The sequence below is a fragment of the bacterium genome (genome assembly GCA_018830565.1).
Taxonomy (GTDB): Bacteria; UBA9089; JAHJRX01; order JAHJRX01; family JAHJRX01; genus JAHJRX01.
In genome coordinates this window covers 87755-101279 of the sequence record JAHJRX010000043.1, presented here as the reverse complement: position 1 = coordinate 101279, position 13525 = coordinate 87755, and the positions used below count along the sequence as shown (strand labels likewise).

11 protein-coding genes are annotated in these 13525 nt (G+C 37.0%); 2 read left to right on the top strand and 9 right to left on the bottom strand.

The genetic code is table 11. From position 1 onward, the window contains the following. The 9 genes from KJ849_03680 to KJ849_03640 form a co-directional block, all read right to left on the bottom strand. A partial coding sequence (locus KJ849_03680; protein ID MBU2599661.1) for a phosphoadenosine phosphosulfate reductase family protein occupies positions 1–1015 on the bottom strand: 1015 nt, incomplete at its 3' end. Then, positions 1008–3485 (bottom strand): hypothetical protein, encoded by a 2478-nt coding sequence (locus KJ849_03675; GenBank protein MBU2599660.1) that lies wholly within the window; start codon positions 3483–3485, stop codon positions 1008–1010. The genes KJ849_03680 and KJ849_03675, both read right to left, overlap by 8 nt. Positions 3486–4093: 608 nt before the next feature. Next, positions 4094–4402: a DUF4277 domain-containing protein gene (locus tag KJ849_03670; GenBank protein ID MBU2599659.1), complete on the bottom strand. Its 309-nt coding sequence runs from the start codon at positions 4400–4402 to the stop codon at positions 4094–4096. 52 nt (positions 4403–4454) lie between these two features. Beyond that, positions 4455–5354, bottom strand: a complete 900-nt coding sequence (gene radC, locus KJ849_03665) for a DNA repair protein RadC (GenBank protein ID MBU2599658.1) — start codon at positions 5352–5354, stop codon at positions 4455–4457. Positions 5355–5384: 30 nt separating this feature from the next. Beyond that, positions 5385–7910, bottom strand: a complete 2526-nt coding sequence (locus KJ849_03660) for a DEAD/DEAH box helicase family protein (GenBank protein MBU2599657.1) — start codon at positions 7908–7910, stop codon at positions 5385–5387. 2 nt (positions 7911–7912) lie between these two features. After that, positions 7913–8986 (bottom strand): DUF1016 family protein, encoded by a 1074-nt coding sequence (locus KJ849_03655; protein ID MBU2599656.1) that lies wholly within the window; start codon positions 8984–8986, stop codon positions 7913–7915. 18 nt (positions 8987–9004) lie between these two features. Then, positions 9005–10915, bottom strand: coding sequence for a site-specific DNA-methyltransferase (locus KJ849_03650; protein ID MBU2599655.1), 1911 nt, complete (start codon positions 10913–10915; stop codon positions 9005–9007). A 223-nt stretch (positions 10916–11138) separates the two neighbouring features. Then, positions 11139–11540 carry a HEPN domain-containing protein gene (locus KJ849_03645; protein MBU2599654.1) on the bottom strand — a complete coding sequence of 134 codons (402 nt, stop codon included), beginning with the start codon at positions 11538–11540 and terminating at the stop codon, positions 11139–11141. Continuing rightward, a complete protein-coding gene (locus KJ849_03640; GenBank protein MBU2599653.1) occupies positions 11537–11854 on the bottom strand; it encodes a nucleotidyltransferase domain-containing protein in 318 nt (105 codons plus the stop codon). The genes KJ849_03645 and KJ849_03640 overlap by 4 nt, the downstream gene beginning before the upstream one ends. A 296-nt stretch (positions 11855–12150) precedes the next feature. Here KJ849_03640 and KJ849_03635 point away from each other — a divergent pair, with 296 nt between their 5' ends. Both KJ849_03635 and KJ849_03630 read left to right on the top strand, forming a co-directional pair. Then, entirely contained in the window at positions 12151–12300 is a 150-nt protein-coding gene (locus tag KJ849_03635) for a hypothetical protein (GenBank protein ID MBU2599652.1), read from the top strand. Between the two features lie 6 nt (positions 12301–12306). Further along, positions 12307–13440 carry an outer membrane protein transport protein gene (locus KJ849_03630; protein ID MBU2599651.1) on the top strand — a complete coding sequence of 378 codons (1134 nt, stop codon included), beginning with the start codon at positions 12307–12309 and terminating at the stop codon, positions 13438–13440. Positions 13441–13525: the final 85 nt, after the last annotated feature.

The window sequence follows — 13525 nt, the reverse complement described above, 5'->3', positions numbered from 1 at the left end:
TATTTTTATCAATAATCGACAACAAATGGTTAGTATCATCTTCGTAAACAGCATTGGTTATAAATTCATTCCAACCCGGAGAAGCCATAGGGCAGATAGCGCATCCAACACGGCCGACGCCATATCTGTAAGCGTTGTTAAAAAAAAGGCTGTTATCAAACATGTATGTAAACAATTCTGCAGTGTTCCATTCAAATATAGGGTGGCAATTAGTTTGGGTTGAATGCTTTTGCCCCTCTGATATTATCGCGTAAGTTGCCCTTGCACTGCTTTCCTCCGCACGAACACCGTCAAAAACCAATGCTCTAAGTCTGTCTTTGCCTGTGATTTCTCGCAACTTCAAAAGGGAAGGAGCAGACTTATGGACACCACAACACCATCTCTGTGTTCTACTCGGTGGACCAAAAAGTTTCCAAGATTCCTTTGCGTCCAAATGAGATTTTGCTGTCCAAAACTCAAGGTCTGACCACCGCTCTTTTGCTCGCTCAACTGCCTTGTAGGTATCGGATATTTCCATTGTCGTATCGCCGAAAACCACCTTAAATTCATTGTGTGGTAATGCCCTTTGCACCAAATCAAGCAACACAAGGGAGTCTTTGCCTCCGCTAAAAGCCACATACACAACATCAATATTTTTGCTTTTGTATTCATTGAAGGTCTTGTAAATAATTCCGACCGAATGCTGCACAAGCCCTGTCATTAGTGCTTTATTTTTCTCCACCATAGCTTCAACATTAACCGCCTTAAGCTCTAATTTGTCTTCATATATTTTAAGGGTTGGGATAGTATAAAGTCCACCGCCCTGTGCTTCGGCAACAAGCCTGCCTTCATAGATATATCTTCTTGTTTCAGCCCACAAAAGTGGTTTTTCCGATTTGGGATATGTCCAGTACTCATTAAATCCTAACAGGTCAAGTTCCTCATAGAAAACAGGACGCAGCTCCTTTGTAACGCCTGACATCTTTGTCACTAATACATAGCCGCCTGTTTCTATATCCCATTCATAGTTATACATATTTATCTTCCTCGGTCTTCCGACTGCTTAATCGAATACCGCCGTATTCTTCAACCACAATATATCCATTATCAAAAAGTGATTGGGGAATATTGTTTGCTATTAGTTCTTGTTCTAAAAGAAATCTCCTTATCTCGTCCAGGCTCTTAAATGAAGTGTATTTTGCTTCATGCGTTAGAGCATAGCATAGGAACTCATCATAATTGTTAATATTTAAGCTGCTGTCAACTATAATCTCATTCAAATATCGATAACCTGTTGCGGTATTGATAATTTTTAACCGTTTGCAAAAATACTTGACAATAGAAACGAGCAGAAACGGAGTCCACTTTATACCAACATTAGGATAAAACAAAAAATCAAGAGGTTTTTTAACCGACAAATAACCGATATTCCCAATAAGAGCAAGTGTTGTTTCTTCAATGTGTTCGATTGCATCTTCAGATAAATTCAGCCTATCTTTTCTGAATAGCAAATCGCTGTCAACCCGTATAAATTCATCGCTTATATCATCAAGCAACATATTGATACTAAAATTTCCCTTTCTAATACTTTCAACATAGTCTTTAATATCTGAGATATAAACCTTGTCAAGGTTAGAAAGGTACTCCCGTATCACTGTATCAAAGGTTGTTGCTGTCGAGCCTTTTTTCGCAATATATGGACGGCTAAATTCGTAATCATCCGAAAACCAAAAACTCAAGACGCTATAAAGTGCAATATGCCCCTCAATATTGTTATTTATCAAAAACTTGTTTTTCTGCAAATACATGTCGTCATATATCTTGCGAACCGAAACCGAGCCTTGACTGATATAAGCATCTAAAAGCTTTTTAAGTCGTTCTTTAATTGCATTATCAACAACAAGTTGTTCAGAATGTAAATATTTCCCACCGTTCCATAACAATATGCAGGGATTGCTTGCAACCGCTGATTGCAAAACACATTCGGCAAGTCCTAAAAATTCTTCCCTTATCTCGTCCTTGGTTACAAGCCGTCCTTGCTCCTTAATAAACGCCTCCATTGCAATTGAAAGCGTTATGCCTTGCTCGCTGTTTATGTCCTTTATTAAGGTATCCTTTGTAAAGAAAAACTCATTTTCATACTTGTATCTCAGTACCCCCTGCAAATAAAAGCGGTTATTTATGCTGGTTTTATCAATCAACTCAGTCTTAAACCTCTCAAACAACTCACTAAACATAATGACATTTCTATCACTATCTATTATAAATTGATGAATTTTATTAAGCAATTCCTCATCAAGCCTGATTTGGTCAGATAGTATGTATTTACCCCTACCACAAAGCACTGTCAACTCAGCTATTCTTGCACAAATAGCTCTATCGTTTTCCGGAAGTTCAACATTGCCAAACAAGTCTTTAGCATAATTCCTGAACCGCATCATCTCAAAATCATCAAACAACTTGATGCCATTGGGATAATATCTTTTTAAGACCGCCATATATTTATCGGCGAAATTTAATTTCTTTTTGGAGAAAAAACTACCTATTGAATTATATTTAACTAAAATTAGTTTATAAACCAGATTACTATCGACCTTTATTTTAGACTCTGCCATAAAACTTGAAACATATAATTCCAAATCTGAAGCCTTAAATGTGTCTGGTAATGTGCCTATGTATTCAATTAACTGTATATACCACGAACTATCTCCAATAATAAAACCATTCAGCTCATTGCTACACAATACAGCCTTATTGTTACATTGTTTAAGGAAATATATAAAAATCCCGGATAATTCACCAAGATGACTTTGTATATCATCAACCGATAACAGAATATTGCTTTGTGTAAAGGTCTGCAAAATATAGTAAGGCTTTATTCTCGATAAAAAGCTGTTGAATTTATCAAGCACCTTTTGCTCAATCTGTCGCACCCTTTCACGGGTAAATCCATATTCTTGACCAGCCGATTCAAGGCTTGCTCCTGTTGCTCTCATTTTTATAATATCTTTATCACGCTCAGTCTTGAATATATGCTTAAATTTATTTTGAATAGCTATGCTTAACGCATAAGCCCGATCACTTTTTGCCTTAGATTTCTCAGCATCATAGCTATCATATATGCTGTTATATACAGCTATCCAGATGTCTTCTCTTGCCACTGCTGGCAATTCTTTAATTACATCCGGGATAAAAGAGACATTGCGATCAAGAACATTTTCTACTGAATTAAGAACGCTATTTAGAATTTCATGAAATCTGATTTTATCATGCCATATCTCATAAATATACCCTATAGATAAAGCCAGAATATTCTCCAAAAAGTCTTCTTGATAGATACAATAGTGGTGCAGTCTATCCCACTCATCTGATGGAATATCTAAATCTGCAAAGCTTAAACATTCAAAGAACTCCCAAACATAATCTCGTTCCTTTTCAGATATATCAAGAAAATCAAGAAAGGTTTTTTGGAGTATATTAAATGACATTGAAATGTTATTCTCCATATATGAAATCTGTTAATTAAGTTGACAACCCTGTAGGGACATTCCCTCGTGGGTGTCCGTTGTTTCGTTGCCTTCAATTCAGGGACAGGAACAAGCCCTGTCCCTACACATCAAACTATCCGACACTTGAGAGTTGACGGGACACTATTATGTCAAGTTATTTATCAGATTGCATATATGCAGGTGTTCGAGAGTGTTGCATAAGCTATATCCCTATGAAAACAAGGAGTTACAACAAAAATAGCCATAAAAGCACACTCCACTACCAACTTGACAAATGTTGTAAGTTGTTGACATGCTTGACATGATGCATGAGGCAATTTCCACCAATTTGCTAAAAATTGCCAAAATCGTCGGGATTCATCTCCCAAGGGGGCTTGAAAATATTGAAGTTAGATCAATCAGTCCCATAACTTCAAAGGGTATAAAGGCTTAAGATGGCAGCTTTTTGTGTCAAGAAAAGCCGTAACCCATTGCAAATATTGAATTGACCATGCAACGCTCTTGGTGTTCTCATCCTGACTCCTGAATTCTTGCCACCTAAGTAGTGCTGCGTCATCATTTTTACTGACATTCCGTACCCTAAAAGGGACAGTTTTAGCCTATTTTCAAATTTTGTAGTTAATGAAAGCAATGGAAGGGTTTTTGCTCTTTCCATATGATGATTTATTTCTCAGTAAAGGAAAAGAAATTGGCATTATTTTCTCAACGCAAACAATTACCTCATGATACAATCGGTAAAGGGGACTTCGACCAGACAGTGTATCCAGTATCATCCCCAACGCAATATCTCCGGGCTCTATTTCCATCTCGGTTGAAACAAGCCTGTTAATTATCTCCATAACACCTATTTTTTCTGCATATTTTCTTACAATCGGTAAATGATCTACCTTGTATACCGCTATTTCCTCTCCCATTATACATCCCCCCCTTTTTTTTATTATGGGCAATAGGTAGAATACGGCTTTTTCATCTTATCAACCCCTTATTGGCAAAGCTGTAATAGTCTTCTTTATTCCTGCCAATGATGATATGGTCCAATACCTTTATGCCTACAAGTTTGCAGGCATCTATGATGGTATTTGTTATCTTCGTATCCTCGGCTGACGGCTCTGTTTCGCCTGAGGGGTGGTTATGAACCAAAATAATAGAGGATGCAGAGCAGCAGGTTGCCTCCTTTATAATCTCCCTTGGGTCAACGATGCTGGCATCAATACTGCCTTTGCTTATCTCGATATTATCAATAGGCTTATTCTTGACATCTAAAAGTATAATATGAAAGCACTCCTTCTTGGCATCCCTCAGATAAGGACCATAATACTCGGCTACATAGCCAATAGCCTCATCCGGACTTTTAATTCCCTTCTGTTTCCGGGCACTTTCCATAGATAGCCGCTTGCCAATCTCTAATGCCGCCTTTATCTGGGAAGCCTTTGCCTCACCTATCCCTTCAATCTTGCAGAGTTCAGAGACAGGTGCAGAATCTATCCCCCTCAATGTCCCAAATTTATTCAACAACCTCTTTGCCAGTTCCTCGGCACTTATCCCTTCCCGACCAACCCGCAGAATTATGGCAAAAAGCTTGGACAAGGAGAGTTTGTCCGCCCCACATTTAACCAGCATCTCCCTTGGTCTTTCCTCTTTTACCCATTTACGGATAGGCAGATTATCCCGCAGTTGTGCTGTCCGCTTTCTAACCTCAGCCCTCACCCTCCGGCAATCCTCTTCGGTTTTAAGTTGCAATTGCTCTATTACCTCTTTGACTTTCTCAGCTTCTAATGTTATTTTGGACTTGAAGAACACCGTCCCTTTGGTGCTTATCATCGGATAAATAGAGTTTTCTGCAAGAAAATCAAGTATATCATTCATGCGGCGAGTAATCTCCTTTTGGTTAAATTATCATTCTTCTAATTCAGCATCTAATTGAGATTTGAAGCCAGAAAAATCACCTTTTCTCAATACGCTAAAGAAATTATCAAAATCCATAGGGGTTAAAAAGGTAAGATAGTAAGTTTGCTCTGTTTGTAACTTGTTTAATCTATTAAGGTGTTCTATTGCATATTTGTATTTGGCTTTTATCTCTTTAGCCATATCTCCATCTTCTCTAATTTTGTGAATTAATTCATCATCTTTTATCTCAACAATAATCATTCTTGTCCCAATTTTCAAAAAGAAGTCGGGATTGAATTTGCTATGTTTCGTATGGGTTCCCTTTTCCCAGGAATAATCTATACTATAAAACCCCGTATCCCTTGATTTTATCCAGGCATCAATTAATCTTGCATTTGATTCAGATGTTAGTTTCTCTATAAATTTTCTTTCTGGAGCAGAATGAGCAAACGCCACATTTAAGGGGGTATTAAATAAAAATTTATTCCTAATTTCCCTAATTGCCCTTCTCGGTAACTCTTCATCCTCTTTTAACTCATTCAATATCATAACATCCTCATTTTCTGATAACCCCAATGAATCATCATCATAAAATACTGTAGAATCCTTTCTCTTAAATGCTCCTATTCCCAGCGATGTCTTTTGCATCTGCGATGTATTTAGTATTTCCAACTCTTTGACTTCTGGTTCAAAGCGGATTGTTTTAGACCGCTTTCTTTTTATTACACCAAATGTCTGTAATGTCTTTATATAATTTTCTTCAGTTACAGTATCTTCACTCCATCCTCTCTTATCCAAGGAATTTTTAATAATCTCTTTGATTTTCTGTTGGGAAAATTCATTGGCATAATGACTCCCTTCTTCTATATCAAACACCTTTAATCTATTCCAGATTTCTTGAACAACTATATCTATGGGATACATTTTGTAGGTAATAAAGGTAGCCTTTGGGTCTCTTGCACCTGTTATAGCCCTTTCATAGACAGTCTCTTTTTCAACAGCCTTAATCTGGGTTGAATAGGTAATATATCCTTTTTCTAACAATTTATAAGGTTCGATTTGCGGAGCCTCAAATTCTTGCTCCATCTTTTCGTATCTAATCTGATGGATTTCAAAGTTATAATCTTTTTCTTTGGTTACCGGATATGTATGTAATCTTTTCTCAATCTCCATAACCTCTTCTACGAGGTGTTTTATATTCCTTGCCCAGTTATCATGATTAAATACAGTAACTACTGGTTGTTCTCCTTTGTATTCCGCAGGGATTCTTAAGCCTCTGCCCAATACTTGAGCAATCAATAACTTTGAGTTAAATGCCCGCTCTTCATGTGGGACAATTTGAAAAACATTCTTTACATCCCAGCCTTCTGTAAGCATACTAACAGAGGTTATCCATTCGGTAGGGTCATCTTTGTCATCCACTCTATCAAGCAGGAAGATATTCTCTTTATGTTCAGGAGAAGAAGTTACAATCAAAACCTTTTTCTCTGCCTCCTCTTTTGATAATCTTTCCTTTTCAGCGATGAAATCAATCCATCCAGCGGTTAATTTTTTGCATACAGAAATATCTTTGGTTACTATAATCGTAATGGGTTTAATCTGTCTATACCGCATTTTATTCTCAAGGTGATTATCGTAAATCTTCTGGAACTTCTCATTTTCACCACTAGGACTATCCTCGGCAACATATCTTATGGTTTTGATTGTCCTTTCCTCTATGGCTTCTCTTAATGAATACCTATAGACAACATCTGTAAAGTAGTCATTCTCAATATATGCAGTTCCTGTATCACCAATAATGTAACAAAAGTTATATCTTGGGTCTTGTAAAAATTCCTTCCATTTTTTTATTGCCTGGTCCCTACCGGGTGGGTTGTAAGCGTGATGAACCTCATCGCATAAAACTAAAGTCTTCTCTCCTTTTCCTATCAGGCTATCTTCAACTGATGATTTCACATGCTCATAGACGGCATGAATATTCTCAATACAAATATCCCCTTCTCTAATTGTTTGAGTGGCATTGATAATTTCAGGGTTTCTTATCTTTACATTTTGGGGAATGAGTCTTAAAAGGTCAGCATCTCCTGACAAAGCCATAAACTTTTCTGTAAGTCCTTTTTCTATGGTAGTGGAAGGGACAAGCACCAAAACTCTATCCACCATACCTTCAGCAAGCATAATCCGGGCAAGACCATATAAAACATAGCTTTTACCTGTGCCTGTGGCTAAGTCTATGGTACAAGAAAACTTATCAGGGAGTTGCAGGTGCCTTTCAAAATCAGCAAATGCAGGATAAATCTCTCTTAAAGCAGGATTGGTATTATAATTCTCCTCGGCTAACTGCCTTAAATTCCTATATCTTCCACCCAATAGATACCTCAAGACCGTTCTTATTGTCTCTTTCTGAAATTCCCTTGTGCCACACAGAGCATCTAAGAATGCCTCATATCTTGAAATATCAAATATTGTTGGGTCTATGTTTTCAGAGACCTTTAGGATAAGGTCACTTGCTTTTATGGTAAATATTTCAGGCATGGTTACTCCTCTTTGGGAATCATCTTCAATCGGATAGTTTCCTTTTTTATCTCTTCTTCCAGCTCCTTTTTGGTTGGCAGATATAATTTATATTTAGATACAAGTACCTTATTGCTCAATCCACCAAGGGCATATTCTATGAAGACCTTACTGCGATTTGTCTCTGTACAAAGGATAATTCCAACTGGTGGATTTTCATCATTAAGCATCTCATTATCCTTTATATAATTCAAATAAAAATTCATTTGTCCAACATCTCTATGGTCAAGTTTCCCTACCTTTAAATCAATCACCACCAAGCAACGAAGTATCCGATGGTAAAAGATAAGGTCAATATAGTAATGCTCATTATCAATAGTGATTCTTTTCTGCCGGGCAACAAATGTAAATCCTTTCCCTAACTCAAGTATAAATTCCTGTAAATGGTCAATTAACGCTTGCTCAAGTTGTGATTCTGAATACTGATGTTTTTCTGGTAATCCAAGAAATTCCAGAACATAAGGGTCTTTTATAGCATCTTCAGGTTTCTCAATAATCTGCCCTTTTTGGGCAAGTTCAAGCACCCCTTTTTTATCTTTACTTAAGGCTACTCTTTCAAAAAGAAGTGAATTTGTCTGACGGTCAAGTTCTCTGCTTGACCAATTATTTTTTACTGTCTCTATTTCATAAAACTTTCTTGCTAATTCATCTTTGACCCTCATAAGTATTCTGAAATGCGTCCAACTTAATTGGCTACGCACTGCGTAGCTTTTTTCATCTGCAGATTCTAAATGTAGTGCATACAGTTTTGGATATGCAAGGTAGAATTGCCGAATATTCTTAAGATTAGCCATGGTGAATCCTCTGCCAAATTTTTTAGTTAAATCTTTGGATAATCTGCTGATGAGATATTCTCCATATTCTGCTCTTTCTCTCCCTTTCTGCTCTTCTTCTACTATTAGCTTTCCAATCTCCCAGTATGTCTGAGTGATAACCGTATTTATTTGTCTAACAGTTTTTCTTCTTGCAGTTTCAAGAAGGTTAGAAACCCGCTGAAAAAGGTCTTGATAATTTTGAGATTTAGTTATTTGAGACATTTTATTTTCCTTAATTATTTACCTCTTAAAATCTTCCCGGGTTTTTATTTCCTTCCTCTCATTCCCATAAACATCCATATAAATTATCATCATCTTGTCTGTTAATTTTTCGGTGGGACAGTGGATTTCATAGCCATTTTTCTCTAAATCTTGAGCAAACCACTTGTCATCCAAAGAAAAGTATTCACTGTTGAAAGCGTAATCAATCATCACCATTGACAAAGCCTTAAATCCAAGTTCTTCTTCAGGGATTGGTTTTTTGGAGATTATATTGCTTCTAAAGTTTTTTATTTTTATAACTGCCTCCTCACCACTCTGACCTACTTCTAACTGTCCTTTCTTATCCTCAATATAATATTCACATTCCACATCTGGTGGATAGATAAAATCAAAGCCGATCTGCTCCATTACCTTATTTACTTCAGAAATATCTGCGGAGAGGGGTTGCTCAAGGAGCTTAAAGTTCTTTTTGTGAAGTTCGTCAATTATAGAGTAAGGAATTCTCAAGACATAATATTTTACCCTATCTTTCTCTATGTAATCCTCTAAAAACAGAACACTTGCCGCAGGTGCAATAACAAAGAATCGCTTACCTATCCGCTTTCCTAAGATAGAGTGGAGGTTGTCAATAAATCCCCTATCTATTACATACTCATCTTCGTTACCATTCTTCTTCCACTTAAAAACCAGGACATGGTCTTGTCCAAAATAGCCATCTAATTTAATCCCGGCTAATGTATGTGGCTCATCTTTACACTGGAAGAGTTGCAAGGCAAATTCTCGGTACTCCTTGAATGGCAACTGTTTAAGCATTTTTATATCGTAAAGCCCGGCATTATAAACAGCAAAAGGCTTTGGTCTCAAAGGATTTCCTTTGTTACCAAGCTGTTCTTTAAAGTTAAGCATTCTTTTTATTATTGTATAAATGGCAAATTTAGAGGAATCAGTCATTATCCATCTTCTATTGAGTTTTTCTGCTACTGCTCCTGTTGTTCCAGAGCCAGCAAAGCAGTCAAGGACAAGGTCGCCTGGGTTGGAAGATGCTTTGATAATGCGTTCAAGGAGGGCTTCGGGTTTTTGGGTAGGGTAGTTTAGAAGTTCGCTTCTGTATCGCTCGGTTGCCCAAATATCAATCCACCAATCCTCAATTTTCTTGCCCCTTTTCTCAAGTTCACGAACATATTCGTCGTTTTCTGTATCTGTGTCTCCAAAAATTTGTCCTACATTGTGGAGTCCACTTTTATGAGAAATGTATTGCGGATTGAAAATTGAAGATGAACTTTTCGCATAAAAATAGATATATTCATGCTTTCGAGGGAAATAGTTTTCTGATTGGCTTGGTCCTGTATAACACCAAACAATTTCATTTCGGAAATTTACTTCTTGAAACACTTCGTCCAAAATTATCTTACAGTATTGTCCCTTACGATAATCCATATGCACATAAATACTCCCATCATTACTTAAAAGTTCTTTCATTAGAATCAATCTCTGTCTTAGCCATTCTAAAAATTTTGCCCCTATAATCTTATCTTGATATGCTTTTTCACCTCTACTTCCAGAAAATTCCTGCCGTGTAGCAAACGGAGGGTCTATATAAATCAACTTAACCCCCTTTGACCCATCAGGATTTTTCAATTTTCCTTCTTCTTTCCATTTAAGCAGTTTTTTCAAAACCTGAAGATTATCTCCAAAGATTAGCATATTATGCCATTCGTCATCTCCTACATTCCCAAAAACCTTTACCTTTTGAAGAGGCACAGCCATAGTCTCAGCTACAACATCTACCTCTCTTGTTTTGCCGGCATAGATTAACTCAGTCTCTTGTTTTCCCTCAAAGAGTAGCCACTTATAATCTTCAGGCAAAGGTTTCCCTTCTTTCAGCAACTCACAGATTGCATTTATTTGCACATCATTCAATCTTCTCATCTTCACACACCTCCCCCGTCCTCGCCCATCTCCATCCTTCTGGCAATGGTCTGAATTCAGTTATTTTATAATTTTCACTCATAACACTCAACTCCTTAGCTTTTTAGCCTTTTAAATCGTTGTTCCTGTTCAATGAGCATTCGTTCTCTCTGCAATTCGTTCTTCAGTTCTTGTTCGCCCAGCTTAATTCGTTACGCAGTGCGTCACAAATTGGGGATTGCTTTTAGACATTTAATTCCTCCTCTGAAAAGAGTATTTGAATAAGTTCTTTTGCCTCCTTTATATCCTCTTCTATATCTTTACAAGTAAGTTCTGAAGGAAAAAGTGGAGGGTATCGGTCAATAAAATAATATCCTGAAACACGCTCACATAATTGACGAAACGACTCAAAGGCTGAATTGTACTCAACCGCATCACTAATCAGGTCATGAAGTGCATGAATCTTTTTTAATTTCCAACCATGCTGAAGTAAAAATGCCTTCAGGTACTTTTCCAATGCCTGTTGTAAGAAATATCCTCCTGCCTCAGCATCATCATCCTTCAAATTTCTTTTTATGCGTTCCCAATCCTTTCGTGCTACCCTTTTCCAATCTTCAACGATAAAAGATTCTTCTGACTTTTTCATAACTCAACCCCCTTTTCTAATATTTCTTGTACAAATTGGTCGTTTATTTTTAATCTCCTTTTTACCTCTTGCGACCGCAAAACAATTGGGGATAAAGCAAGCCCTTTGTAAAGGTCTCGAACAATTCCAAGAACAGTAGCCATTCTCTCAAAAAACCGCTCCTTAGTAGGTGCAATAATAAAAAGGTCAACATCACTGTCTTGCGTTGCCTCACCTGTGGCATAAGAGCCAAAGAGGATAACCCTTTCGGCATGGTATTCTTTTTTTAGCCGATTGCTTATACTTTGTAGTCGCTCGTATATTTCTTGGTCCATAACTCCCCCCTAAACGCCTTTCTTAAAATTACCTGTGGTAAGGCGTTAATTGTTTCAAGTTGCTTTTCAATTGTAGTGCGAAGTTTGTCAATCTGCAACATTTTTTGTTTGTGGCTAACAACACTTGAAATAAAATCCTTTAAATTTTAAAAGCGTTATGATATAATTTATTTGTTGCTTTTGTCTGGAGTGCCCTCCTTTCTTAATGAAGATTTAGAAGGTTATCATACCCTTTCGTCAAGTAAACATCTTTTCAACCTTACGGTTGTTAATGCCCATCAATCAAAGGAGGTTTTATGATTTTAAAGAAGTACTTAATTTTTACTCTCTTCATTAGCTTAATCTTTTTGCCTACTTATGTGATAAGCGGTGGTTATGAATCACCAGGCTTAGGAGCAGAAGCTACTTCTATGGGTGGAGCTTTTACAGGAGTAGCCGATAATTGAACCGCTATTTACTGGAACCCAGCCGGACTGCCTCAATGCTCAGGAAAGAAAGTAGGGGTAGATCTTCATTTGTTAAATATCAGTAATCAGGATCCAGATTCAGTAGCTAATCCTATAAGCATAGACAAAGATAGAGGCGATGTCTTTTTTGCTATTCCTGATCTATCTGAACCACCTAAGTTTGATGAGACCAAGACCAAATCTTTATCACCACTTCCCAGCGTAGGAGGATATACTCAATTAAGAGGCTTGACCCTTGGTTTTGGTTTTTATTTACCAGTAGGGACAGAGATTAAATGGGACGACACCATAAACGATGCATTAGCAGAAATAAAAGCAAAGTATAACACTTTAATTGGACTTTCGGTTACTAATTTATGTCTGGCTAAGCAGATAAATGAAAAGTTATCTTTAGGCTTAGGGATAAACTACTTAAGCTTTACCAATGAAAAAGAAGCCACCAAGAACTATACCTCAAATTATAACTATAGTCTTAAAGCAAATAGCTCTGGAGATGGATTAGAAGGCATTTTAGGAGTACTTTGTAAGGTAGGTGAGAAATTAAAGGTAGGGCTGGTTTATAGAAGTGGCAGTAAGATCGAGATAGATGGAGATGCTAAGGTTGATCATTCAATCCCAATAGCAGGAGCACGGGTAAATGGAGAAAGTAAATTTAAAGGTAATTTTTATCATCCAGCCACTTATGGTTTAGGCCTCTCTTATCAATACTTACCAAGACTTCTTTTAGCTTGTGACATAGCCAGAACTGATTGGTCAACCACTAAGAAAGACATTACCTATGCCAACCCAAAAGGTTTTCTTACAAATGAACCAGCAAAGAGTCTTGACTGGAAAGCAACTAATAGATACCGTTTTGGAGCTAGATATCAGAAAGATAAAAATTTATCTTTATCTGGCGGTTTTTATATTGATGAAGCTCCATCTCCTGATAAGGCTCAAGGAATTACCGGAATAGTTGATCCTTCTCTTAAAGTAATAAGCATAGGAACAAGTTATAAAAAAGGTAGTTTAAACTATGATGCTCTGTTAGGGTATGGTTATGCAAGTAGAAAAGCAGCCGGGTTAAAATATGAAAAGACTGCTTTCTCGACAATGATAACTGTTAGTTATTTATTTTAACTCTTCGAGACGATCAACAAAATAGCACCTTATAGATAACCGTTAGTTATCTAATTTTAGTTCTTCGAGACGATCAATAAAATAG